22 protein-coding genes and 3 pseudogenes are annotated in these 23,060 nt (G+C 70.2%); 12 read left to right on the top strand and 13 right to left on the bottom strand.

Annotated elements, in window-relative coordinates; translation table 11 throughout:
* Positions 1–36: 36 nt before the first annotated feature.
* The 3 genes from PV682_RS37915 to PV682_RS37925 are packed head-to-tail and all read right to left on the bottom strand — an operon-like array spanning position 37 to position 3,229.
* Complete coding sequence (locus PV682_RS37915) at positions 37–870, bottom strand: carbohydrate ABC transporter permease (protein ID WP_319736470.1); 834 nt, start codon at positions 868–870, stop codon at positions 37–39.
* Positions 867–1,919, bottom strand: coding sequence for a carbohydrate ABC transporter permease (locus tag PV682_RS37920; protein ID WP_319736486.1), 1,053 nt, complete (start codon positions 1,917–1,919; stop codon positions 867–869). Before PV682_RS37920 ends, PV682_RS37915 begins: the two co-directional genes overlap by 4 nt.
* A gap of 11 nt (positions 1,920–1,930) precedes the next feature.
* The gene (locus PV682_RS37925) at positions 1,931–3,229 is read right to left on the bottom strand and encodes an ABC transporter substrate-binding protein (RefSeq protein ID WP_319736492.1); all 1,299 of its coding nucleotides are present in this window, start codon (positions 3,227–3,229) and stop codon (positions 1,931–1,933) included.
* A 345-nt stretch (positions 3,230–3,574) separates the two neighbouring features.
* On the opposite strand from PV682_RS37925, the gene PV682_RS37930 reads away from it, so the two are divergent.
* On the top strand, positions 3,575–4,669 hold the full coding sequence (locus PV682_RS37930; protein ID WP_319736496.1) for a LacI family DNA-binding transcriptional regulator: 1,095 nt from the start codon (positions 3,575–3,577) through the stop codon (positions 4,667–4,669).
* A gap of 158 nt (positions 4,670–4,827) precedes the next feature.
* Here PV682_RS37930 and PV682_RS37935 read toward each other — a convergent pair whose 3' ends face one another.
* On the bottom strand, positions 4,828–5,097 hold the full coding sequence (locus PV682_RS37935) for a hypothetical protein (RefSeq protein ID WP_319736504.1): 270 nt from the start codon (positions 5,095–5,097) through the stop codon (positions 4,828–4,830).
* A gap of 9 nt (positions 5,098–5,106) precedes the next feature.
* Between PV682_RS37935 and PV682_RS37940 the strand changes: the two genes are divergently transcribed.
* Positions 5,107–5,316, top strand: a complete 210-nt coding sequence (locus PV682_RS37940) for a hypothetical protein (protein WP_319736509.1) — start codon at positions 5,107–5,109, stop codon at positions 5,314–5,316.
* Positions 5,317–5,654: 338 nt separating this feature from the next.
* Here PV682_RS37940 and PV682_RS37945 read toward each other — a convergent pair whose 3' ends face one another.
* Entirely contained in the window at positions 5,655–5,969 is a 315-nt protein-coding gene (locus tag PV682_RS37945; protein ID WP_319736515.1) for a hypothetical protein, read from the bottom strand.
* Positions 5,970–6,037: 68 nt separating this feature from the next.
* On the opposite strand from PV682_RS37945, the pseudogene PV682_RS37950 reads away from it, so the two are divergent.
* The 4 genes and pseudogenes from PV682_RS37950 to PV682_RS37965 form a co-directional block, all read left to right on the top strand.
* Positions 6,038–7,288 (top strand): annotated as a pseudogene (locus PV682_RS37950) (family 1 glycosylhydrolase); the annotation flags it as partial.
* Between the two features lie 261 nt (positions 7,289–7,549).
* Positions 7,550–8,374 (top strand): ABC transporter ATP-binding protein, encoded by an 825-nt coding sequence (locus PV682_RS37955; RefSeq protein WP_319736534.1) that lies wholly within the window; start codon positions 7,550–7,552, stop codon positions 8,372–8,374.
* Positions 8,374–10,893 (top strand): ABC transporter permease, encoded by a 2,520-nt coding sequence (locus tag PV682_RS37960; protein ID WP_319736540.1) that lies wholly within the window; start codon positions 8,374–8,376, stop codon positions 10,891–10,893. The genes PV682_RS37955 and PV682_RS37960 overlap by 1 nt, the downstream gene beginning before the upstream one ends.
* Before the next feature lie 274 nt (positions 10,894–11,167).
* Positions 11,168–11,847: pseudogene (locus PV682_RS37965) on the top strand (NPP1 family protein).
* Positions 11,848–11,889: 42 nt separating this feature from the next.
* Here the strand turns inward: PV682_RS37965 and PV682_RS44445 are convergent.
* From PV682_RS44445 to PV682_RS37980, 4 genes are all read right to left on the bottom strand, one after another.
* Positions 11,890–12,135, bottom strand: a complete 246-nt coding sequence (locus PV682_RS44445) for a YdcF family protein (RefSeq protein ID WP_407705812.1) — start codon at positions 12,133–12,135, stop codon at positions 11,890–11,892.
* 24 nt (positions 12,136–12,159) lie between these two features.
* The gene (locus PV682_RS44450) at positions 12,160–12,468 is read right to left on the bottom strand and encodes a hypothetical protein (RefSeq protein ID WP_407705811.1); all 309 of its coding nucleotides are present in this window, start codon (positions 12,466–12,468) and stop codon (positions 12,160–12,162) included.
* 385 nt (positions 12,469–12,853) lie between these two features.
* Complete coding sequence (locus PV682_RS37975) at positions 12,854–13,207, bottom strand: hypothetical protein (RefSeq protein ID WP_319736546.1); 354 nt, start codon at positions 13,205–13,207, stop codon at positions 12,854–12,856.
* 88 nt (positions 13,208–13,295) lie between these two features.
* Complete coding sequence (locus tag PV682_RS37980; RefSeq protein ID WP_319736553.1) at positions 13,296–13,484, bottom strand: hypothetical protein; 189 nt, start codon at positions 13,482–13,484, stop codon at positions 13,296–13,298.
* A gap of 27 nt (positions 13,485–13,511) precedes the next feature.
* On the opposite strand from PV682_RS37980, the gene PV682_RS37985 reads away from it, so the two are divergent.
* The 4 genes and pseudogenes from PV682_RS37985 to PV682_RS44575 all read left to right on the top strand — a co-directional run.
* Entirely contained in the window at positions 13,512–14,708 is a 1,197-nt protein-coding gene (locus tag PV682_RS37985) for a sensor histidine kinase (protein ID WP_319736559.1), read from the top strand.
* Positions 14,705–15,406 carry a response regulator transcription factor gene (locus PV682_RS37990; RefSeq protein ID WP_319736566.1) on the top strand — a complete coding sequence of 234 codons (702 nt, stop codon included), beginning with the start codon at positions 14,705–14,707 and terminating at the stop codon, positions 15,404–15,406. The genes PV682_RS37985 and PV682_RS37990 overlap by 4 nt, the downstream gene beginning before the upstream one ends.
* A gap of 131 nt (positions 15,407–15,537) precedes the next feature.
* Positions 15,538–15,885: a DUF4333 domain-containing protein gene (locus tag PV682_RS37995; protein ID WP_319736571.1), complete on the top strand. Its 348-nt coding sequence runs from the start codon at positions 15,538–15,540 to the stop codon at positions 15,883–15,885.
* Positions 15,886–15,963: 78 nt separating this feature from the next.
* Positions 15,964–16,630, top strand: a pseudogene (locus tag PV682_RS44575) (transposase); the annotation flags it as partial.
* A gap of 403 nt (positions 16,631–17,033) precedes the next feature.
* On the opposite strand, the gene PV682_RS38005 reads toward PV682_RS44575, so the two are convergent.
* From PV682_RS38005 to PV682_RS38015, 3 genes are all read right to left on the bottom strand, one after another.
* A complete protein-coding gene (locus PV682_RS38005) occupies positions 17,034–17,405 on the bottom strand; it encodes a DoxX family protein (RefSeq protein WP_319736578.1) in 372 nt (123 codons plus the stop codon).
* A gap of 88 nt (positions 17,406–17,493) precedes the next feature.
* On the bottom strand, positions 17,494–18,177 hold the full coding sequence (locus PV682_RS38010) for an SDR family NAD(P)-dependent oxidoreductase (protein ID WP_319736586.1): 684 nt from the start codon (positions 18,175–18,177) through the stop codon (positions 17,494–17,496).
* Positions 18,178–18,220: 43 nt separating this feature from the next.
* Positions 18,221–19,165 carry an NADP-dependent oxidoreductase gene (locus PV682_RS38015; protein WP_319736593.1) on the bottom strand — a complete coding sequence of 315 codons (945 nt, stop codon included), beginning with the start codon at positions 19,163–19,165 and terminating at the stop codon, positions 18,221–18,223.
* Between the two features lie 142 nt (positions 19,166–19,307).
* Between PV682_RS38015 and PV682_RS38020 the strand changes: the two genes are divergently transcribed.
* Both PV682_RS38020 and PV682_RS38025 read left to right on the top strand, forming a co-directional pair.
* Entirely contained in the window at positions 19,308–20,006 is a 699-nt protein-coding gene (locus PV682_RS38020; RefSeq protein WP_319736599.1) for a TetR/AcrR family transcriptional regulator, read from the top strand.
* A 406-nt stretch (positions 20,007–20,412) separates the two neighbouring features.
* Positions 20,413–21,600: an NAD(P)/FAD-dependent oxidoreductase gene (locus PV682_RS38025; RefSeq protein WP_319736607.1), complete on the top strand. Its 1,188-nt coding sequence runs from the start codon at positions 20,413–20,415 to the stop codon at positions 21,598–21,600.
* 232 nt (positions 21,601–21,832) lie between these two features.
* Here PV682_RS38025 and PV682_RS38030 read toward each other — a convergent pair.
* A partial coding sequence (locus PV682_RS38030) for an RNA-guided endonuclease InsQ/TnpB family protein (protein WP_319736612.1) occupies positions 21,833–23,060 on the bottom strand: 1,228 nt, incomplete at its 5' end.

Genomic DNA, 23,060 nt, shown 5'->3' on the forward strand with positions numbered 1-23,060 from the left:
ACGCGGGGTGTGGGGGATCTTGGCCGGGAGGGGCGGCTACTTGGCCGCCCCGGCGGTCAGGCCGGCGACGATGCGGCGCTGGAAGACGAGCACCATGATCACCAAGGGGACGGTGACCAGGACGCCCGCGGCCATCTGGCTGCCGAAGGGGACGTCGAACTGGGTGGCGCCGGTGAACTTGGAGATGGCCACCGGCGCGGTCTGGATGCTGGGCCGGTTCGTCATCGACAGGGCGATGAGGAACTCGTTCCAGGCGGCGATGAAGGCGATGATCGCGGTGGTGAAGATGCCCGGCGCGGCGATCGGGATGATGACCTTGCGGAACGCCTGGCCGCGGGTGCAGCCGTCGATCATGGCGGCTTCTTCGAGCTCGTCGGGCATCTGCTTGAAGAAGGTGGTCAGGTTCCACACCGCCAGCGGCAGCACGAACGACATGCTCGGCACGATCATCGCCTGGTAGGTGTTGATCCAGCCGATGTCGGTGAACAGCTTCAGCAGCGGGACAACGATCGAGACGACCGGGAACATCGAGGTGGCGATGATCAGGGTGAGGATCAGCCGTTTGAAGCGGAAGTTCAGCCGGGCCATCGCGTAGGCGGTGAACGTGGCCAGCAGCAGGGCCAGCACGGTGGTGGTGCCGGAGACGATCAGGCTGTTGAGCAGCGCGCGGCCGAATCCCTGGGAAGGACTGAAGACCGCCCGGTAGTTCTCGAAGGACACCGAGGTCGGCAGCAGCGAGGTGTCGAAGATGTCGGAGGTGCTGCGCACGCTGGAGACCACCATCCAGTAGAACGGGGCCAGACAGTAGGCCACCACCGCGGCAACGCCCAGGTAGAGCAGCCAGGTTCGCCATTTCACGGTCGCGGTCATGCCGATGCCTCCGCACTGCCGGACACCGGGGTGCGCCGGAGCTTGTTCTTGCGCTTGGCCTTGGGCCCGCCCACATCGCCGACCAGGTCCGTGCCCAGCAGCCGGACGAAGCCGAGCGCGATGAGGAAGACGTAGAGGAACAGCAGCACCGCGTAGGCGGCGGCCGGGCCGAAGCGGACGTTGGACGCCTCGTTCTGGGCGAGCATGGACAGCGTTTCCACCGAGTTCTTCCGCGCGCCGATCAGGAGGTAGGGCAGGTCGAACATCCGCAGCGCGTCCAGGCAGCGGAAGAGCACCGCGACCAGCAGGGCGGGTTTGACCAGGGGCAGAGTGATGCGCCAGAACTGGGCCGGCGGGCCGGCCCCGTCGATGCGGGCCGCCTCGTAGACCTCCTTCGGGATCACCTGAAGTCCGGCCAGCACGAGCAGCCCGATGAAGGGAGCGGTCTTCCACACCTCGGCGATGATGACGGCGACCTTGGCGTGGAAGCCCTCGGTGGTCCACAGCACCTGATGGCCGATCAGCGCGTTGGCGATGCCGTCACTGTTGAAGATCCACCGCCACAGCAGACCCGAGATCGCGGTGGGCACGGCCCATGGGATGAGGATCGAGGCGCGGACCAGGGCCCGGCCGCTGAACGCCTTGTGCATGATCAGCGCCATCGCGACCCCGATCAGCGTCTCCAGGCCGACGGTGACGACGGTGAAGAACGTGGTGTTCCAAAAGGCGTTCCAGAACCGGTCGCCGGCCTCGCCGAAGACGTCGGCGTAGTTCTGTAGCCCGACGAACGGCTCGGTGTCGCTGATGAAGCCGGTCTTGGGATCCAGGCCCGTGGTCCCGTACAGCGACTCCTTGAACGCCATGACCGTCGGGTAGAGGACGACCACGGTGAGCACCAGGAGCGTCGGCGACACCAGCAGCGCCGCCGTGCGCCCCGAAGCCGCGGTCGCCCAGGCCCGCTTGCTCGCCTTCACGGGTGCGGATCTTCTTCCGGCCGGACCGCCGAGGGTGTCCGCGGCGGTGCCGGACGGGATGTCGGTGTCGACCACGGCTCTGCTCCTCACTGTGCCGCGGACTTCCGCAGTTCGCTCTGCAGGTCCTTCAGCGCCTGCGCGCTGGACTTGTCACCGTTCAGGGCCGCGTACGCCTCCTGCTGGATCGCCGAGGACGCGTCCCCGTACCGCACCACCCGCGGGCGGGGCACGGCGCTCAGGATCGACTTCTTCAGCACCGGCAGGTACGGGTACTGCTCGACCAGCGCCGCATCGTCGTAGAGGGACCCGTACGGCGGGGCCATGGAAGCGTCCTTGAGGAACGTCGCCGCGCTGGCCTCGCTGGTGAAGAACTTCATGAAGTCCAGCGCGGTCGCCTTGTTCTTGGCGAACGAGGACAGGGCCACGTTGTGGCCCCCCAGGCTGGAGGAACCGGCCCCGGTCAGGCCGGGCAGCGGCGCGACCGCGAACTTGCCCGCGACCTTGCTCTTCTCGGCCAGCGAGTACACGTACGGCCAGTTGCGCAGGAAGAGCAGTTCGCCGGACTGGAACGCCTGGCGGCCTTCCTCCTCCTGGTAGGTGATGGCTTCCTTGGGGATCGTGCCGTCCTTGAAGGAGTCGACGAGGAAGTCCAGGCCCTTCTTCGCCGCGGGTGTGTCGACGTCGGGCTCGCCGCCGGCGTCGGTGATGACGCCGCCGGCGGAGTTCACGGCCTCGGCGAGGTTGACGGTGAGGCCCTCGTACTTCTGGAACTGGCCCGCGTAGCAGTCCAGGTCCTTGGCCTCGGGCAGTTGCCTGACCTTGGCGCAGTCGGCCTTCATCTCTGCCCACGTGGTCGGTGCGGCGCTGATGCCGGCCTCCTTCAGCAGGTCGGTGCGGTAGTACAGCACGCCGCCGTCGGAGGACTGCGGGACCGCGTACAGGTTGCCGCGGTATTTGCCCGTCTCCACCACCGGCTTGAGCATCTTGTCCAGCGGGAACCGGTCGGCGGGCAGCTGGTCGATCCACTGGTGGGCGGCGAACTCCGAGGTCCACACCACGTCCATCCACAGCACCGTGTAGGCGTCGGACTTGGTCTCGGCGTTCTGGATCATCTGCTGGCGCTGCTGGTTCACGTCCGCCGGCAGCTGCACGAAGGTGACCTTCTCCTTCGGGTGCCGCGTGTTCCAGCTGTCGATCACCTTCTGGACGACGCCGGAGCTGTCCTTGGCAGCGGCGAACGTGATCGGGCCGCGGCCGGTGAACGAGGGGCTCTTGGACCGGCCCGAGGAGCCGCCGCTGTCGGAGGAGCCGCAGGCGGTGAGGACGAGCCCGGCGGCGACGAGCACGGCCGAGCACTGAAGGACTCTGCTGGTTCTGGCGTTCACTGTCTCTCCTGGACGTGCGGAACCGAAGTCTCGGCGAGGGTGCCCTGCTGGGATGCCTCTGTTGCGAGACTGTGCTGTCACGGCATTCTGTAGATCAAAAGGGCAGGTCAAAGCACCGAAGGATGACTTCGCGGTGACGGCTCTGCCGCCGCTGAGACAACGCTTGCACCGTAGGAGCGCGTCTGGCGGAAGTCAATGCGTAACGTCGCAGTAGCACGGTTCGGCTAGCGGGAAAATATCGTCCCTATATTGAACATAACTGGTCATCGCGCCCTGCTGGAAAAGTTGAGACAGCGCTGTCACGACGCCTCCCGTCAGAGGCTCGAACTGTGCTAACTTCCGCTCATGTCACCAGCTCAGCGGCACCCGACCCTGGCCGACGTCGCCGAACGGGCGGGAGTCTCCCCGTCGACCGTCTCGCGCACCATGCGCGGCCTGACATCGGTCTCACCCGACGTCCGGGCCCGGGTCGAGCAGGCTGCCCGCGAGCTGAACTTCGCGGTCTCACGTCAGGCATCCAGCCTGGTCACCGGCCGCACCGGTGTCATGGCGGTGCTCGTGCCCACGCTCGACTCATGGTTCATGGGAGCGGCGCTGTCCAGCCTGGGCCCGCTCCTGCGCGAGGCGGGCATGGAGATGACCGTCTACGTGGTCCCCGACCTGGCCGAGCGGGCCGAGTTCTTCGACCGCCTGCCCGCCCGGCGCAACGCCGACGCCCTCCTGGTGTTCTGCTTCGACCTCACCAAGGAGGAGACCGCCCGCCTCGACGACCTGAGCATGCCGGTCATCTACATCAGCCAGCACGTCGAAGGCCGCCCCAGCGTCTACGTCGACGACGTCGCCGCCGCCCGCAAGGCCACCCGCCACCTGATCAACCTCGGCCACCGCCGCATCGCCTTCGCCCACAACGTCAACGCCCGCGGCTTCAGCTTCAGCTCACGCGAGCGCCTCGTCGGCTACCAGCAGGCACTCACCGAGGCGGGCATACCGCTGGACGACGACCTCGTCGTCACCACCCCGCCCCGCGACAAACGCGGCACCACTCAAGCCGTCGGCAACCTGCTCAGCCTGCGCGAACCACCCACAGCGATCTTCGCCGAACAGGACGAGCTCGCCGCCTCTGTCATCTCCACCCTGCGCACCGTCCAGATCGAGGTGCCCCAGCGCATCTCCGTCCTCGGCTTCGACGACCAGCTGATGGCCGAATGGCTCGACCTGTCCACCGTCGCCCAGTCCCCGTCCGACCTGGGCCGCGCCGCCGCTGAACTCGCCCTGGAACTCATCAACGACCCCGAGAGCGACCGCGGCCGACACATCGTCCTGCCCACCCACCTGATCCCCCGGGGCACGACCGCCCCGCCATCCAGTCCTCAAGGAGAGCAAGCGGCCGACGGGAAACCAAACGGAACGGGCCCCATGACGCGGACCGATGGCTCATGACCAGGGCCTACTGCGTGGAGGACGCCGACCTTGAGGAACGGCCGGCGGCCCGGGCCTGCCAGGTGCTGGAAGCCCCGTTGCCGCGCGTGGGCAGGGAGATGACGGTGCTGCCGCCGTGCAGGGCGTGGTTTTCGAGGGTGAGTTGCCGGACGGCCTCCTCATACAGGGCGAGGGTCCCGGCGCAGGTCGGCGTTCTCCTGCCGTAGCCGGCGGACGTAGGGGGCGAGGCGGTCGCCGTTGTCCAGGGCACCCTCCAGCTGAGTGAGGTGGCCGGCGAGGGCCTGGCGGTTGGCGGTGGTGAGGGCGGTGTTTCTGCGGGCCAGCGGCTGGTAGTCGGCCATGACCGGTTGATCGGGGGAAGCCTCGGGGCTGCGGCAGAAGGCGCGGTCGGGGTTGTGCACGCAGGTGACGGAGGTGCCCGGGTACATGTGGGCGTCGTGACGGGCCAGGATGCGGCGCAGGCGGGCTTCGCCGGTGACGACCTGGCCGTCGAAGACCGTGTGGCGGGCGAGCTCGGCGAGCCGGGCTTCGGCTTCGGGACCTGCGGCACCGGTCAGAGCGGGCCGGTCGTCGTCGGCGCCCAGCCCGGCGAGGAACTGGCCGCGGGCGAAGGCTTCTTCGGCCTCGACCTCGTCGCGGAAGCCTGAGTTGCCGGTGGCGGTATTGCAGGGCGCCGGCGATGGTGCCGCCGGGGCGACGGGCGATGAACCAGGCGAGGGTGCGGCGGAACTGCCGGGGCGTCAGGTGCGGCAAACGCCCCTTGTCCTCGGGGACCGCATCCACGCGTGAGTGAGCCGCGCAGGAGGCGTTGATCCACTTGGCCGGTGCGGTGATGTCCTTGATGGTGGTGGCAACAGCCGCTCGACCTGGCCGACCTCGTAGTAGGAGATCTGCTCCAGCCACCGCTGACCGTCCACCTGCGCCTGCGGGACGTGTTGCAGGGGGGAGTCGGTGTCCACACCGAGGTCGCGGACCGCCTCCTCGATCAGACGCCGGGAACGGGCCTTGCGGACGGGTAGGGCGGATGGCCCGCGAGACGGGCCAGATAAGCGAAGTCCGCGGACTCCCCTCTGCCCCGCCATCCGGTGGCCAGCCGGACAGATGCCGTCGGCGGGGGCTGTCCGCGCCGGCGGAAGTCCTCCAGTACAGCCAGGGCCACGAGCGGATCGGGGTGGGCAGGCGGGCGTGCGTCGATGTCGTCGCGCTCGGCGCGGGCGGCCAGCACGTCGGCCGCCCACTCGGCGACAAACGGGTCCGTGCGCAGGCAGTGGGTGAAGGAGGTGTCCGCCGTGTTCGTCACCCGGGCGGCCGGCAGATGCCCTCCGACCTGCTTCGCCGTGCGTGCCTCGACGGTCTTCTCGATGCGCGTGGTCGACGCACAACGAGCCGTGGAACAACTCGTTCGCCGGGTACGGCAGCGGTGTGTTCGCACCTGGCGTCAAGAGCCACTCGGATGCGCTGAAGGCCGCGCACCATCTGAATCTCTCGCACGGCCTCGCGGTCGCAGCACTCCGGCGCACCGTGACGAACCCCGACGCCCGTATCGAAGCCGAGACCCCGGAGGACGCCGAGGCCGCACGCTGCGAGCCGTTCTCGAACTTCGGCGGAACCGGCCTGGTGCGGAACCACTTCTACGACGTCCTCGGCGCGGACTGCATCGCGGAGACGTTCCGCATCGCGCACGCCGCCGATCCCGAGGCGGAGCTGTTCATCGATGAGTCGTTGGTGGAGTTCTGTCCGGCGAAGCGCCAGGAGCTCTACGACCTCGTTGCCGGCCTGGTCGCCGACGGTGTACCCATCCACGGAGTGGGTTTCGAGACGCACGAGACGCAGGCGGGGCCCGAGCCGGGAGTCATCACCGAGATGGCGAACTCCTACCAGGCACTCGGACTCGACGTCGCCATCACCGAACTCGACGTGCACACATACGACGTCGAGCAGCAGACGCAGATCTACGGGGACGTCGTCGCCGAGGCGCTGGCCGCCGGAATCCGGGACATCGGCTTCTGGGGCTTCACCGACAAACACGCCTTCACCTGGCTGCCGGACGCGAAGCCGCTCATGTTCGACGAGGACTGCAACCCCAAGCCGGCCTACTTCGCCACCCGGGACGCCCTGCGGAGCTTCGTCGCCGGCACCCTCACGAACACCAGTGGATGGACACACGGCCTCCACGACGGCAATTACAGCGTCGTGATGAACCTCTGGCATGCAACCCCGGGCAGCTTCTACCGCCTGTACGAGAACGACACCCGCGTCTCCGCGCGGGTGCCCGACACGGTCGGCGGCACTTCTCAGTCGGCCGAGACCGAGTTCACGGACAAGCCCAACGGCAGCTACGTGTATCGGGCCGAACTGATCGACTCGAACGGCACCACCGCCACCTCCTGCACCTTCCTGCTCGACGGTGCGGTCGTCGGCACAGGGCCGTTGACCGCCAACACGCCGAACGCCCAGTCTTCTCAGGTGACTCTGTCAGGAGTGGCGACGGGCACCCACAGCCTGAAGGTGGTTCTCACCAACGCGGGGGGTTCGACCGAGTCCGACCCGGTACACGTCACCGTCGACCGACACGGAAGCTGTTCCTGCCGGTGGCAGCAGAGCAAGCGCCCGGGGTGATCACACTCCGGGCGCTCTCTCGTTCGGCCGAAACACCGCGGGGTCGGCCTGTAGGCCGATGCCGGCCGCCCTGTACCGGCCTGGTGGCCGAGGACGGGCGGCGTGCTGTGGCGGGATCGTCGACAGCATGCAGAACCTCACTGTTCTCGACTTCTTCTTGGCGGCGCTCGCCGGGCTGTGTTTCGTCCTGTGCGCCCTCGTCACGACGGAGGCGGCCCGATGAGCTCGTACACCCCCTCGTCCTGGCAGGAGCACCGTCCCGTGACCACCGCATCCCTCGCCGACCGGGCCACCACCGTGGCCGCGCGCGCCACGGATCTGTCGAAGACCTACGGGCAGGGTGAGACCCAGGTGGTCGCCCTGGACCGGGTCTCCGTCGACTTCCGGCAGGCCGAGTTCACCGCGATCATGGGCCCCTCCGGCTCCGGAAAGTCGACCCTGATGCACTGCGTGGCCGGCCTCGACACGTTCTCCTCCGGGTCCGCGCGCATCGGCGAGACCGAGCTGGGCTCGCTGAAGGACAAGCAGCTGACCAAGCTGCGCCGGGACAAGATCGGCTTCATCTTCCAGGCGTTCAACCTGCTGCCGACCCTGACGGCCCTGGAGAACATCACCCTCCCGATGGACATCGCGGGCCGCACGCCGGACCGGCAGTGGCTGGACTCCGTCATCCGGATGGTGGGCCTGGCGGACCGGCTCGGCCACCGGCCCTCCCAGCTCTCCGGCGGCCAGCAGCAGCGCGTCGCCGTGGCCCGCGCGCTGGCCTCGAAGCCCGAGATCGTCTTCGGCGACGAGCCGACGGGAAACCTCGACTCGCGGTCCGGCGCCGAGGTGCTGGGTTTCTTGCGCGACTCCGTACGGGAGTTGGGGCAGACCGTGGTGATGGTGACGCACGACCCGGTGGCGGCGTCGTACGCGGACCGGGTGGTGTTCCTCGCGGACGGACGGATCGTCGACGAGATGCACCGGCCGACGGCGGACAACGTGCTCGACTTCATGCGCCTTCTTCCTGGGGGCGGTAACCTCAGCGGCTCCGCCGCGCGGCCCCGGACCCCCGAGTTCGACGCGAAGGGGCGCACCAACTGATGTTCCGCACCGCCCTGCGCAACGTCCTCGCGCACAAAGCCCGGCTCCTGATGACCGTCCTCGCCGTGATGCTCGGCGTGGCCTTCGTGTCAGGGACCCTGGTCTTCACCAACACCATCTCCGACGCCTACCAGAAGAGCTCCGCCAAGGGCTTCGACCAGGTCGACGTCGCCATCCAGCCGAAGTACCCGAGCGACCGGGCGGGCCGACGGCCTGAGCTGACCCGGGCGGTGCTCCACGACAGCGCCCGGGTGCCCGGGGCCGGGCAGGTCATCGGGGTCGTCAGCGGCTTCACCGCCCTCGCCGACAAGGACGGCAAGCCTGCCGGCAGCGGCTTCGAGTCACGGGGCGCGAACTACTGGGGCGCCAAGGACGCCCGGTACCCGCTGATCGCCGGGCACGCCCCGAAGGGCCGGGGCGAGGTCCTCATCGACTCCAAGACGGCCGAGCGCACCGGCTACAAGGTCGGCGACACCGTACGGCTGTCCGTCGACGGCCCCGTGCTGACCCCGACGATCAGCGGCATCTTCACCACCGACGACGGCAACGTCGCCGCCGGCGGCAGCCTCACCCTCTTCGACACGGCGACCGCGCAGAAGCTGCTCGCCAAGCCGGGCACGTACGACCAGATCGACGTCACGGCGAAGCCGGGCGTCAGCCAGGCCGCGCTCAAGGCGGAGCTCGACAAGGCGCTTCCGAAGGACCTCGTCGAGACCACCACTGGTCAGGAGCTCGCCAGGCAGGAGGCGGCGCAGATCGCCCAGTCGATGGACGGCCTGAAGAACGTCCTGCTGGGCTTCGCCGCGATCGCGCTGTTCGTCGGCACGTTCATCATCGCCAACACCTTCACCATGCTGGTCGCCCAGCGCACCAAGGAGCTGGCGCTGCTGCGCGCGGTCGGCGCCTCACGCCGGCAGGTGACGCGGTCGGTGCTGATCGAGGCGTTCGTGGTGGGTGCGGTCGCCGCCGTCACCGGTCTGCTCGCGGGTGTCGGCATCGGCGCCGGACTGCGCCTGCTGATGGGCTCGTTCGGCGCGACCGTCCCCGACGGGCCGCTCGTCGTCTCCTCCGGCACGGTCGTCACCGCCCTCGCGGTCGGCATCCTGGTGACCATGCTGGCGGCGTGGCTGCCGGGCCGCAGGGCCGCGAAGATCCCGCCGGTGGCGGCGATGAGCAGCATCCACGCGCAGGCGAGCACCAAGTCGCTGGTGCTGCGCAACACCCTGGGCGCCCTGTTCTCGGCGGTGGGCGTCGCGGTCGTCCTGGCCGCCACGACGATGGGCGACGACAGCGGGCAGGCCCCGATGGGGCTGGGCGCCGTCCTGCTGCTCATCGGCGTGTTCATCCTGACCCCGCTGCTGTCCCGCCCGCTGATCGCGGCCACGGCACCGGCCCTGCGCGGCTTCGGCGTCGCGGGCAAGCTGGCCCGGGAGAACGCGGCACGCAACCCGCGTCGCACGGCCGCCACCGCCGCGGCGCTGATGATCGGGCTCACCCTCATCACCGGCATGACGGTGATGGCGAACAGCCTGCGGCAGGGCATCGACACGATGGCGGCGTCCTCGATCCGCGCCGACTACACGGTGTCCATGGCGAACGGCAACCTGCTGTCGCCGGAGGTCGAGAAGAAGCTGGAGCGGGCCGACGGGGTCACCGCCGTCAGCCCCATGGTCAGCGCATTCGCTCAGATCCGCGGCGTGAACGAGCCCCTGACCGGCGTCAACGGCACCGCGCTCGGCGACGTGACCGACCTCAAGGTCCAGGAAGGCTCCCTCAAGGTCGGCGGCACGCGGGTCGTCGTCGACCAGGAAACCGCCAAGTCCCGTGGCTGGCAGGCCGGTTCGAGCTTCACGGCCGCCTACGAGGACGGCAAGAAGCAGGAGCTGACGGTCACCGGGGTCTATGAGGGCAACACCGTGCTCAACGGCATCATGATCGACACCGCGACCCTCGCCCCACACGAGCCGGACCCGGCCATCATGAAGGTGATGGTGAAGACCGCCGACGGCACTTCCGACGCGACGAAGGACCGGTTGGTGAAGGCACTCGGCACCAACCCGGCGATCAAGATCCAGGACAAGCGGGACATCTCCAACGAGAGCGCGCGCACGTTCACGCTGCTCCTGAACATGGTCTACGGCCTGCTGGCCATGGCGGTGATCGTGGCGGTCCTCGGCGTGGTCAACACCCTGGCCATGTCGGTCTTCGAACGCTCCCAGGAGATCGGCATGCTCCGGGCGATCGGCCTGGACCGCCAGGGCACCAAGCGGATGGTCCGCCTGGAGTCCCTGGTGATCTCCCTCCTCGGCGGAGTGCTCGGCATCGGGCTCGGCGTGTTCTTCGGCTGGGCGGCCGGGGAACTGCTGAGCGCGAAGATGCCGACGTACGAACTGGTCCTGCCCTGGGGCCGGATGGCGGTCTTCCTGCTGCTGGCGGCGACGGTCGGCGTCCTGGCCGCGCTGTGGCCGGCCCGGCGGGCCGCGCGGCTGAACGTGCTCCAGGCGATCAAGGCGGAGTAGCGACACTCGCCGGAGGGCCCTGTCCCTGTTCTCCGGGGAACGGGGACGGGCCCTCGGCGTGTCTGGAGATCTTCGACCGTTACGCCAAGGCGGTCGGCCGCCATCCAGGTCCGCCGCGGCGGATTCCGGCGCGGCGCACACCACGAGCGATAGGAGAACACCCCCCGTGTCCCACGCAGTCAAGGGCGGAAGACCGTCCCGTCTCACCAAGGCCGCGATCGTCGCGGGCAGCGCGGCCGTACTGACCGTCGGCCTGCCGGCCAGCGCGTTCGCCGTGGCCCCGCCCGCCCTGCCGTACCAGGCTTCCGCCTTCCAGGACAAGTACCAGCCGCTCTTCGACTACGACAGCGACGGCTGCTTCCCCTCGTCGGCCGTCGGCCCCGACGGGCGGCTCAACGGCGGCCTGAGCCCGTCCGGGAACCCCGGCGGGACTGCCGGTACGTCGGCAGCGCCAACACCTACGTCCGGACCGCGTGCGACCCCACATGGTGCGCGTACGTCTACGCCCTGTACTTCGAGAAGGACCAGGGCCGCTTCTCCGGGCACCGCCACGACTGGGAGGCCGTCGTGGTCTGGCAGGCGCGCGGTGCGGAGGAACCCTCCTACGTGTCCGCCTCCGCGCACGGCCGGTACGACACCAGGCCGTTCGGCCGGATCGAGCGCTCCGGCAACCGCGCCAAGATCGTCTACCACCGGGACGAGCCGGGTACGCACGCCTTCCGCTTCGCGAAGTCGGGCGAGGCCCCTGAGGTCGTCAAGGACTGGGACCGGCCGCACCTGGTCGCCATGGACCGCCTGAGGAACACCAACGGCAAAGCCTTCGACGCGCTGTGGAACGCCACCTGGGGCAGCGCCAACTTCCCTCTCCAGGACCGGGACGCCCGCTTCGAGACCACGCTCAACCGGGCCAAGCCGTCCCAGATCGGCTCGTTCACTCCGCACCGCGGCCTCTGAGCGAACCCGGCACGGGCAGCCGCCCCGCCCGGCCGGTCGAGGTCACCGGGCGACGCCGCGTACGCAGGCAGCAGCACGCCGAGCAGCGCGCACACCGTGAGGTCGGCCTTCCGGTGGTGCGGGAAGATCGCGGATCGTCATGCTGGGCCAGAAGCCGGCGGCGGTGCGCGAGCGGTCCTCGGGTACGACGTGGGTCTCGGGGACGCCGTGCGCGATGAGGTGGGCGGCCATCGCGTGGGCTTCGGGCAGGTCCGCGTCGGGGCCCTGCCCGCCGGAGGTGATCGGCAGCGGGGGAACGCCCCGCGCGGCCTGCTACTCGTACACCGCACGCGCCCGGTCCAGCCTGCTCGCCGGCAGCGGCGGCACCCGGGAGCCGCCGATCGGGCCGGAGCCGAGGACGAACACCCCCAGGGTGAGCAGCAGGACGGTCATGGTCATCGCCGCGACGAGCGGCGCGGGCGCGCTGCCGGTCGCGGTCTGGGCGAGCAGGGCCAGGGGCAGCAGCACGAGGGCCAGGCCGAGCAGTACGGCGTTGCCGAAGCGGCAGGGGTCGCGCCGTACCCGGGCGAGGTAGAACAGGAAGGCCAGCCCGGTGGCGATCGAGTACAGAAAGGCCGCCATGTCTCAACTTCGTTGCTCTGTGGGCGAGTTGGCGGTGCATCGGCGGGTGGGCGGTCACTCGCCGCGCGGGCCCGGCCGGACCGTGACCGGCTTCAGCCGGGGGCGGCTGAGGGCGCTCGCCGCCGGCAGTCCCGCGACGCCGGGGCACAAGCCTGCGGCGAGCAGGGCGACGCCACCGAGGACGGTGAGCGGGGTGGCGGTGAAGAGGCCGGTCGCCCGCCAGGACGGCCACGGGGATGCGGGTCTCCTTGCGGCGGACCTCGTCCAGGACTGTGAGCGGGGTGCCGGAGTAGACCGTAGGTGCGGCGGCGGTCCAGGTTCTCCGTGCCGGCGAGCACCGTGACCTGGACGCTGTTCTCGCCGCCGACGGCGACCCGGGCGTTCTTCAGGGGCTCCCGCGCCTCGTGCTGGACCGCGGTCCCGGTGCTCTTGGGCACGGCCACGGCGAGCATGCCCGAGCTACCCAGGGAGACCCACCGGCCACGCCGAAGAGGGCGACGAATCCGGCGAAGGCGAGCCCGGAGACCGTACGCCACGCGCTCGTGGGATCGTCCAGCATGCGGCGCCCGGCGAGCAGGGGCGCGGGGGGCGTGGCGCTGGCACTGACGATGCGGCCCAGGACGCCGGCCACCCATGGGCCGATCACGGACAGCGCGAGGAAGACGACGGCGAAGAACACCAGGATGCCGTCGACCTCGTCCTTCTTCTCCTCGGTGAACCACGCGTAGCCGACGACCACCGGGGCGACGACACCGGCGAGGCAGTGCAGGACTTGGTCAGACCGATGCCGGCCAGAACAGGGGAGGCGGTGGCCGTACCGTACGAGGTCATGGGGCCACCCCCACGGTGACGAGGGCGCACAGGACGAGGCACAGCCCGGCCAGCGCCGCCAGGGCGAAGTCGACAACGGTGAGGATCTGCATGCCGTCGACGATCCCGCCCTGCCACACCGCGCGTCCTCGGCCGCCGGGCCGGTACGGGGCACCCGGCATCGGCCTGCGGGCCGACCCGCGCATCGGCCGTCGATCCGTACCCTTTCCGGCGTGGAACCCGATACTCCGCTCACCCCGGCCGTCCGGCACACCATCACGGTCTCGCTCTGCGGGGGCCTGGCCCTGGTGTGGCTGCTCGACGTGGCGGCCCACTACGACCCGCAGCACCGCTGGTCGAGCTGGCTGCCCCTCGGCGCCGGCCCGCTCGCCGCCGCCGCGCTGCTCTTCCCCACCCACCGCCCGGGTCCCGAGTGGCGGGCCGGCGCCGCCGCGCTGGGCTCCCTGGCCCTGACCGCGGGCCTGTGGGCGTATGCCCCGCTCTCCAGCGGTACGTGGGGCCTGCTGGAAACGGTCGCTCTGCTCGCGTTGCTCGTCCGGACCGTACGCCGGGTGCGCCGGCCGGCCACCGCCGTGGCGCTGTCGGCGGTGCTGGGCGCCGCGGTGATCGTCCAGCCGATGCGCGGGGGCCCGGCGCGTGAATTCCTCGGATACTCCTTCTTTCTGACCTTCGCGGTCGGCGGGGCCGTCGGCCTGGCCTGCTACCTGCGGCTGCTGGACGCGCGCCGGGCCCGGGCCCTGGACGCCGTACGCCACAACGAACGCCTCGAACTCGCCCGCGATCTGCATGACTTCGTCGCCCACCACGTCACCGGCATCGTCGTCCACGCCAACGCCGCGCTGATGATCCAGGAGACCTCGCCGGAACAGGTCAAACCCCTGCTGGAGGGCATCTCCCGGGCGGGCGGCGAGACCCTGGACTCCATGCGCCGCCTGGTACGGGTCCTGCGGGAGGAGGACCATGAGGCCGCGCGCCCGGGCGAGCTGCTGACCGAGCTGGACCGCCTGGTCTCCGCGTTCGCCGGGCACGGCACCGAGGCGAGGCTGGACGTCGGGGACGCGGTGCGCGGGGTCCGGCTGGCCCCGGAGGTGGAGACCTCCGTCCACCGCGTGGTGCAGGAGGCGCTGACGAACGTACGCCGCCACGCCCCCGGCGCCGACGTCGCCGTCCGCCTCGACCTCCACCAGCAAGGCGACCGCCACCGGCTGCGCGTGGAGGTGCGCAACACGGCACCGACGGCCCGCGCCTCCGCCCCGGCGGGCGGCCGGGGCGGCTTCGGCCTGGTGGGCCTGCGGGAACGCGTCGAAGCCGTGGAAGGCACCCTCACCAGCGGCCGGACAGCGGACGGCGGCTGGAGCGTGAGCGCCGCCTTCCCGGTCCTGCCGACTGTGGCAGGATCACCCGCATGAACGGCTCCGACGCTACGAACGGGGCGGGCGGTACCCGCACACGCGTGCTGATCGCGGACGACCAGGAGATGGTCCGCACCGGTTTCCGGCTGATCCTCGGCACCCAGCCCGACCTGGAGGTCATCGGTGAGGCCGCCGACGGCGCCGAGTGCGTCGAACTCGCCCGCCGGCTGCGCCCGGACGTGTGCCTCGTCGACATCCGCATGCCCAAGCTGGACGGCCTGGAAGTCACCCGCGCCCTGGCCGGACCGGGCGCCATCGACCCGATGCGCGTCGTCGTCGTGACCACCTTCGACCAGGACGACTACGCCTACACCGCCCTGCGCAACGGCGCCTGCGGCTTCTTGCTGAAGGACGCCGGCTCCACCCTCCTGATCGAGGCCGTACGGTCCGCCGCCCGCGGTGACGCCCTGGTCTCCCCTGCCGTCACCGTCCGCCTCCTCAAGCACCTCGCCGGACAGCAGCCCGCCCCGGCCATCCCGCATCCGCTCTCCGAGCGGGAAACGGACGTCGTGCGCCTGCTCGCGGTGGGCCGCACCAACCAGGAGATCTGCGACGAGCTGTACCTGTCCCTGGGCACGGTGAAGACCCATCTGGCCAACATCAAGGACAAGCTGAGCGTCCGCAACCGCGTCGAGATCGCCGCCTGGGCCTGGGACACCGGCCTCGTACGCGACCGCCAGGCACCGCCCGCCTGACCGTTCCGGGTCGGCCTGCGGGCCGACCACGGGCAGCCGTCTTCGGCCCGCAGGCCGAAGCGTCAGGGCCGCACGGCGAGCCAGTCTCCTCAGGAAGCGTCACTCAAGCGAGCGCCCCAGAGGAGAAGATCATGAAGTACGTCGCCGTGTCCCTGACCGCCGCCACCGCCGTGGCCCTCGTTGGCCTGGCCATAGCCGTACCCCGGCTGCTGAGCACCGAGTCGACCAGCACCGTCGGCGCCACGGCCACCGTCTCGCGGACGGAGGTCGAGAAGCAGGTCCGCGAGCACTACGCCCTGCCGCTGGTGCAGGAGAAGCCGCGGGCGGTCAGCTGCGCCGGAGACCTGAAGGCACAGCAGCGGGCCACGGTCGACTGCACGGTGACGTCCAAGGACGGAAAGAAACAGGACATCGCGGTGGCCGTGACCAAGGTCGAGGGGAACCAGGTCTCGTACGACTACGTGTGGCTGAGCGACTAACGGTGGTTTGCCGACGGCGGGTTCGTACAGGAGCGGGCCGTGCCATGAGAGCGTCAACTACGGCCTGGAGAGCCTGAGATGACGAAGGGGCTGCCGTGTCCGCCCGCACCGGGTCCGCTGGAGGTGTACGCCGTCCGCTTCGATGATCTCTCGGGACGCCGGCCCAGCGGCGCGAGTTCGCGAATACCTCGCTGGGCTGCCGCTGGCCGCTCGGTCGGGACGGCCGACCGGGGTGTGGTCACCGTGGCCCCCTGCCGGGCGGACGAGCGCGTCCACTACCCGGTGCACGCCCGCCCTTACACCTCGGCCCATCACTTCTCCCGAGGCAAGAATGATCCGGATTCCGCACCAACGTGCACATCGCGGCCGATCTGGCCGCCCGGGCCACGGTGGCCGGGCTGGTCTTTTGCGCGGTGGCGCCGACTGCGCCTACAGCGACCAGGACAGCTTCCGCGCCGCGCCGCACGCCGCCGGCCTGCCGTTCGTGATGGCCCTCAAGCCCCGGCACGACACCCGAGACCACGGCCGCGTCGCCCACACTCCCGTCATCGCTGCCCGCCGCCTGACCTGCCAGGACGCCGAACACCCCGGCACCTGGTCGCGCATCGAGCGCACCTTCCGTGACGGTCGCACGGCGACCTGGTGGGCCGCTGAAGCCCGGCTCGGTTGGTGGGGCCCGGACGGGACCGTCCGCCTGGTCATGGCCACCACTGCCCCGGCCACCCTGCCGGCGAAGGCGACCCGGTAACTGGCCACCGAACTGCCCCGACCCGGCTTCCCGCGCGTCGACGACTCGCCCTACGTGCCCGTCGGCCCCGCCGCACCCAGGACGACGACGAGTTCGAGACCGAGCGTGACGCTTACCTCGGTGTGGGGCCGGTCGGCGGTGACGGCTCAGCGGGTTCGGTGGGGATCGTCCTGGTCAGATGGGCGGCAGCCGCAGGGCAATGGACCGTGCGGCCACCATGGGATCGACGTACGGAGACGATCTCGCGGGTGCGGAGCCCCGGGGCATGCAGTTTTTCTGCGCCGGGGCCGGTCCGCAGGTCGGACAGGGAGGCAATGCCCAGGTCCACGGTCGTCTCCGGCCGGCGGACAGGGGTTGGGAGGAGTGGCCCGGCCGGCGTGGTCGCGGGGGGAGTGGGGGGTCAGAAGGAGTAGGGCCCGAACCGGCCCCACATGATGACCGTGGCGACGATGAGCAGGATCGCGTTGAACCCGATGGCCTGCGGCTCCTTGCGACGGGCGTGGAGGCCCATGGCCAGGACCATGATCACAGCCAGGCCGGTGGCGGCCGACGGGGTGAGCGTGGTGGCGATGTCGAAGGCACCCGGCAGGATCAGCCCGAGGGCGCCGGCGAGTTCGGTGACGCCGATCAGACGCACCACGGGTGTCGAGACGTCACTGACCCACGGCAGCTGGGACATGAGCTTTTCGCGGGGCTGGGTGGCCTTGGTGACGCCGGCCGCCGCGAACAACGCGGCGAGGACGCCCTGGAGAATCCACAGGAACACGTTCATCCGGGCGGAAGCCTTCTTCTTCGGTCCCGCCGCGGCGAGGATCGCCGCGGCGGGTGAGGGGGAGCGGATCAGGATGCGCCGGGAGGCGTCAGGCGGCGAAGACGCGCTCGGCTTCGTCGTGCTGGGTGTGCAGGTCCCAGTAGAGAGGAGCGATGTCCTCGGCCTCGGCGGTCGGGATCTCGGGAGGGCCGCCCGCGCCGATCCACACGCCGATGGCGACGTGCGCGGCCTGGACACCGGTGCCGGCCAGCTCCTTGTGCAGGTTGAGTACCCAGTTGCGCAGCGCCGCCTGGGCGGGGTTGACGTTGCCGAGCATCGGGATGGGGTCGACCGAGCCGGCGCCGTTGGTGAACAGCAGGGTGCCCGCGCCGGCCTCACGCATCGCGGGCAGGACGGCCTGGGTGGCGGTGATGGCGCTGTGGAGCAGGAAGTCGATCCATCCCTGCACATCGGAGGGGCTGGTCCGGGACGGGGAGGTGAGGTTCATGGAGTTGATGGAGCCGTTGCCCGGGGAGGGGGAGTGCTCCAGGACGTCGATGCCGCCGAAGCGGGTGGCGGCGTCCTTGAGGGCCTGGGTCAGCGCGTCGTGGTCGAGCACGTCGGCGGGGAACGCGGCGGCGGTGATGCCCTCGGCGGTGAGCCGGGCGACGAGGTCGTCGAGCTTGGCGCGGTTGCGGGCGATGAGGGCGACGTCGTAGCCGCGCGAGCCGAAGGTGCGGGCGATGGCGAGGCCCATGCCGGGGCCGGCTCCGACGATGGCGATGCTGGGCATGGTGAAGTCCTTTCGCGGGGAAAGTGTCTGGTACAGGGACTGGTCAGGCGACGGTGACGGCGATCTTGCCGACGGTGCCGGCACCGAACGCGGCGAACGCCTCGGGGGCACGCTCCAGGACGAACGCCGAGTTCACCGGCACCGTGAGGGCGCCGGAGGCGACGTACCCGGCGAGGGTGGACAGGGTGTCGGCCGTCGGGTTGGACCGGAGCACGGCGGTGTGCACCTTGCGGTTCTCCGAGGCCTCGGGAACCGGGGCGAGGGTCAGGGCGGAGGCGACGGCGCCGCCGTCGCGGGTGAGCGCGGTGAGTTCGGCGAGGTCGCCGGCGAGGTGGAGCACCGCGTCCACGCCGTCGGGGGCGATCGCCCGGACCTGCGGGGTCACGTCCTGGGTGTAGTCGATGACGGTCACCTCGGCGTCGGTCAGCGCCGAGACGAAGCCGCTCTCGGAACCCGGCCTGGCTGTGGCGATCACCCTGGCGCCCCGGGCCGTGGCGAGCTGTACGGCGATGGCACCAACGCCGCCGGTGGCACCGGAGATCAGTACCGTCCTGTCCTTCAGCGGGCCGAGCAGGGCGAGACCGTCGAAGGCGGCGGTGCCCGCCAGCCCGAGTGCGCCGGCGTCACGCACCGAGACCCCGTCGGGCCGGTGGGCGATGCCGACGGCAGCGGGAACGGCGACGTACTGCGCCATCGAACCGGCGCCCAGGTACGCCTTGGTGTCCACGCCGAACACGGCGTCGCCGACCGCGAAACCCTCGACACCCTCGCCGACCGCCTCGACGGTACCGGCGAAGTCCTTGCCGGGGACCAGCGGGAAGCGGTGCTCCATCATGCCCTGTAGGTATCCGGCCGCCGTGGCCACGTCGAACCCGTTCACCGAGGAAGCGGCCACCTTCACCAGCACCTCACCGGCCTGCGGGCGGGGCACCTCCACCTCGGTCACCTCGGGGCTGCCGGGTACCTGCGCCACTGTCACAGCGCGCACTGATCATCAACTCCTTGGCATCGGTCCGCTCGATTCGGAAAGGGGTATCCGATTCGACATCCGGAAAGGGCTGTCCGGTTCGGCGGTGCCTACGCTAACACTAAAACTGGATAGTGCATTCCGCTTCGGTAGACTGGGCGTCATGAACCTTGGCGCCCGATCCAGCGATGCCCCTGCCGCACAGCCTCTGCGCAGCGATGCCGAGCGCAACCGCGCGCGGATCGTCGCCGCCGCGCGCACGGTGTTCAAGCGTGACGGCCTGCACGCCTCCATGGCTTCCGTGGCCCGCGAGGCGGGAGTGGGCATCGCCACTCTGTTCCGCCGGTTCCCGACAAAGGAAGAGCTGGTCGCCGCGGTCTTCGCCGACCGTATGGACGCCTACGTCGACGCGGTCGGCGTCGCCCTCGACGACTCCGACCCCTGGCGCGGTCTCGAGGGGTTCATCGAAACCGTCTGTGCGATGCAGGCCGCCGATTACGGCTTCGCCGGCGTGCTGACCATGACCTTCCCCACGGCCAAGGCTCTGGAGGAGCGCCGAAACCAGGCGTACGAGGGCGTCGTCCAGCTCATCGGCCGCGCCAAGGCCGCAGGACATCTGCGTGAGGACTTCACGCCCGAGGACCTGGTGCTGGTGTACATGGCCAATGCCGGCGTCGTGAACGCCACCGGCGACGCCGCTCCCGACGCCTGGAGACGGGTCGTCGCCCTGATGCTCCAGTCCTTCGAGGCCCCCGCCCGCGGCCCCCTGCCCGACTCGCCCGAGCCCCGCGCCCTCTTCAAGGCCATGCACCGCGCCAGCCAGGCGTGCTCCGCCTCGCCGGAACCGGAGAGGAAGCACTGAAGCGCCGCGTCCGCCCGACCGCGCATCCTGAGCGTGAGCCGAGCGCGTGCAGGCGGGTGACAAGCGAGTCGTTCCCGTCCGTGAGTACGGCTGGGTCCGGCTCGTGGAAGCGGCGCAGGCCACCCGATAAGAGGTCCTTTGCCGGTTTCGAGGGTCACGCTGGAACGCGTGGTTGTGGTGCTCGGCCCGCTCGACGTCGGCCAGGGACGTCGGCGATGGTGAGGCGCGGACATGCTGGTGCGGCCTCGGGGGGTTGTTCGCCTCCGGCATCGCGCGTTCCCGGAGTATCGGCTCCGGGCGAGGGACTCCGCGTACCGGCCCTGTGGAGTGATCTGCCTCACATGCTGTCACGGTGATCGGTCATGCGGTGTCTTGTGCCCGAACCCCTTGAAGCGAAGGAGACACCGTGACAGGGAACACCGATGTGGTCGTGATCGGCGGGGGATACGCGGGCGTTCTGGCGGCCAATCGTCTGACGCGGCGCGACGACGTGACAGTGACGCTGATCAACCCGCGTTCGACCTTTGTCGAAAGGGTTCGCCTGCACCAGGTGGTGGGCGGATCCCACGCGGCGGTCGTCGACTACCGGGAGATTCTGGGCGAGCGCGTCCGGCTGGTGGTCGACACCGTGGAACGGATCGACGCGGCCGGGCGCGGGGTGGCGTTGGCGAGCGGCGGCACGGTCGGCTACGACTATCTGATCTACGCGGTGGGCAGCGGCAGCGCCGACCCGCGCGTCCCCGGAGCGGCCGAGTTCGCCTACCCGATCGCCACCCTGGAAGAGGCGCAGCGGCTGGGGACGGTGGTCGGCGGCGCGCCCGCGACGGCCTCGGTGACGGTCGTGGGAGCTGGTTCGACCGGTATCGAGACCGCTGCCGAGCTGGCGGAGCAGGGCCGCCGGGTGACTCTGGTGTGCGGCGAGGTGCTCGGGCCGTATCTGCATCCGCGGGTTCGGCGCTCGGTCGCCAAGCGCCTGTCCAGGCTCGGGGTGACCGTACTCGAAGGTCCCGGCGCGAAGGTGACGGAGGTGACCCGCGATACCGTGCGACTCCGTGACGGCCGAGCGCTGCCGAGCACGGTGACCATCTGGACCGCCGGGTTCGGCGTGCCGGACCTGGCCACGCGCAGCGGGCTGAGCACCGACACCCTGGGCCGCCTGCTCACCGACGAGACGTTGACGAGCGTGGACGACGAGCGCATCGTCGCGGCCGGGGATTCGGCGGCACCGTCGGACCTGCCACTGCGCATGAGCTGCCAGACCGCTCGTCCACTGGGAGCGCACGCCGCCGACACGGTGCTGGCCCGGATCACGGGCGCGCGGCCCGAGGCCATCAACGTGGGTTTCTTCGGCCAGTGCATCGCTCTGGGCCGTCGCGCCGCCACCGTACAGATCGCCTCCAAGGACGACACCGCGAACAGGTACTACATCGGTGGCCGTCTCGCCGCGGGGATCAAGGAGCGCGCTTGTACGGGGGTCGTCAAGGAACTGGCGGACGAGGCACGCAAGCCCGGCTCGTTCACCTGGGGGTTCAAGGACGACAAGCGCGGGCAGTTGCTGCGGGCCAAGCGTGCCGAGGCGGTTGTCCACCGCTGAACCGACATCAGCTCCTGCTCGGCCTGCCGTCCTGGAGCCGCTGGTACCGTCCCCGTCCGCCGGCGCACCTCCGTACGTGCGCTGCCGCTCGCGGTGCGGCACGTCCCATGCAGCGGGAGTGTGCCCTCCGGCGGCCCGACCGTGCAGCGGACGAAGTCGACCATCGTCTCCGGATGCGACTTCAGTGCCTGGTGCGGGCGCTTGGTGTTGTGACCTTGACGTGCTCTCTGGCCTAATGTCCAGGGATTCCGGTCTGGGTCGTCTGACCCTTCCGGGGGCTTCCTGCTTCACCGCGCTGCGCGGGCACGTGTGCCCGTCTTACCGGCGCTCCACAGGCGTTTGGCGTCTCCGCCCGTCCGGCGGCGACGATACGGCGTCCTTCGAAGAGGACGTTGCGGGCTGCGTTGTGGTCGCGGTCGTGCACCGTGCCGCACGCGCCGCACGTCCACTCACGGACGTGGAGCGGTTTGGGTCCGTCCCGGAACCCGCAGGCCGAGCAGACCTGCGAGGAAGGGAAGGCCCGGCCCACCTTGGCGAAGGTACGGCCGTGCAGAGCCGCCTTGTACTCCAGCATCCCGGTGAACGCGGACCATCCCGCGTCGTGCACGGACGTGGCGAGCCGGGTGCGGGCCAGGCCGGACACCGCGAGGTCCTCCACGTACACCGCTTGGTTGTCGCGAATGATCTGTGTGGATGCCTTGTGGTGGAAGTCCCGGCGCCGGTCCGCCACCGTGGCGTGCTGGCGTGCGACCTTGATCCGGGCCTTGGCCCGGTTCTTCGATCCCTTGGTCTTGCGGGACAGCTCCCGCTGAAGGCGCCTGAGTTTCTTCTCGGCCCGGCGCAGGAAGCGGGGGCTAGCGATCTTCCGTCCGTCGGACAGGACGGCGAAGGCGGACAGGCCGAGGTCGATACCGGTGTCGGTCTCCGACTCGGGGAGGATGTCCGGCTCGGTGTCGACGACGAAGCTGAGGAAGTACCGGCCACAGCTGTCCCTGGTGACCGTCAGGGAAGTCGGGGCTGCCGGGAGCCGACGGGACCACGTGACCTTCAGGTCGCCGACCTTGGCCACGTACACCGTGCCGTCGCCCTGGAGGGAGAAGGCGTTGGTGTTGAGACGGACCGACTGCCGAGTGTCCTTCTTCGACTTGAAACGAGGCGGACCGACCTTCCGGCCCTGCCGCTTGCCCTTGAGGCTGTCGAAGAAGTTCTTGTAGGCGGCATCCAGGTCCCGCAGGGACTGTTGCAGGACGACCGCCGACACGTCGGCGAGCCAGGCGCGTTCCTCGGTGCGCTTGGCCTGGGTGATGCGAAGCCGGGACAGCTCGGCCGACGTCACGTACGGCAGCCCCGCCGCGTGCGCTTCCTTCCGGTCGCGCAGGCAGTCGTTCCACACCACACGCGCACACCCGAACGCACGGGCCAGCGCACGGCGCTGGGAGGCGTCCGGGTAGGCCCGGTAG

It is taken from the genome of Streptomyces niveiscabiei (assembly GCF_033794345.1).
Lineage (GTDB): Bacteria > Actinomycetota > Actinomycetes > Streptomycetales > Streptomycetaceae > Streptomyces > Streptomyces niveiscabiei.

Excerpts from the sequence above, each read along its gene's own strand:
- PV682_RS38010 (WP_319736586.1), bottom strand. The coding sequence starts at position 18,177 with ATGCCCAGCATCGCCATCGTCGGAGCCGGCCCCGGCATGGGCCTCGCC.
- PV682_RS44450 (WP_407705811.1), bottom strand. The coding sequence starts at position 12,468 with ATGGCGGCCTTTCTGTACTCGATCGCCACCGGGCTGGCCTTCCTGTTC.
- PV682_RS38020 (WP_319736599.1), top strand. The coding sequence starts at position 19,308 with ATGAACCTTGGCGCCCGATCCAGCGATGCCCCTGCCGCACAGCCTCTG.
- PV682_RS37990 (WP_319736566.1), top strand. The coding sequence starts at position 14,705 with ATGAACGGCTCCGACGCTACGAACGGGGCGGGCGGTACCCGCACACGC.
- PV682_RS37915 (WP_319736470.1), bottom strand. The coding sequence starts at position 870 with ATGACCGCGACCGTGAAATGGCGAACCTGGCTGCTCTACCTGGGCGTT.
- PV682_RS37935 (WP_319736504.1), bottom strand. The coding sequence starts at position 5,097 with ATGTACCCGGGCACCTCCGTCACCTGCGTGCACAACCCCGACCGCGCC.
- PV682_RS37980 (WP_319736553.1), bottom strand. The coding sequence starts at position 13,484 with ATGCGCGGGTCGGCCCGCAGGCCGATGCCGGGTGCCCCGTACCGGCCC.
- PV682_RS37960 (WP_319736540.1), top strand. The coding sequence starts at position 8,374 with ATGTTCCGCACCGCCCTGCGCAACGTCCTCGCGCACAAAGCCCGGCTC.
- PV682_RS37930 (WP_319736496.1), top strand. The coding sequence starts at position 3,575 with ATGTCACCAGCTCAGCGGCACCCGACCCTGGCCGACGTCGCCGAACGG.
- PV682_RS38005 (WP_319736578.1), bottom strand. The coding sequence starts at position 17,405 with ATGAACGTGTTCCTGTGGATTCTCCAGGGCGTCCTCGCCGCGTTGTTC.
- PV682_RS37995 (WP_319736571.1), top strand. The coding sequence starts at position 15,538 with ATGAAGTACGTCGCCGTGTCCCTGACCGCCGCCACCGCCGTGGCCCTC.